The organism is Xenorhabdus entomophaga (genome assembly GCF_037996725.1).
In the GTDB taxonomy this organism is placed as follows: Bacteria; Pseudomonadota; Gammaproteobacteria; order Enterobacterales; family Enterobacteriaceae; genus Xenorhabdus; species Xenorhabdus khoisanae.
This window is the reverse complement of sequence record NZ_JBBMXH010000476.1, coordinates 1-229: the sequence shown is the minus strand read 5'-3', so window position 1 is coordinate 229 and position 229 is coordinate 1. Positions and strand designations below refer to the sequence as shown.

1 protein-coding gene is annotated in these 229 nt (G+C 50.2%); it reads left to right on the top strand.

Annotated features, from left to right (window positions below; genetic code table 11):
- The coding region (locus AAC854_RS23700; RefSeq protein WP_422824136.1) for a DEAD/DEAH box helicase at positions 1-229 on the top strand (229 nt) is incomplete at both ends.

Genomic DNA, 229 nt, shown 5'->3' with positions numbered 1-229 from the left:
ACCTCATGAAGATCGCCAGATTATCATTCACCGCTTTGAGCAGGGTGCGACTAAAGTCATCGTGAATGTTGGCACCTTGATCGCGGGTTTTGATAGTGATGTGCGCTGCATTATCTATGCCCGGCCGACGAAATCAGAAATTCGATGGACTCAGTGTCTTGGCAGAGGCTTACGTACTGCGCCGGGTAAAGAAGCCTGCCTTATCTTCGATCACTCCGGTACTGTCCAT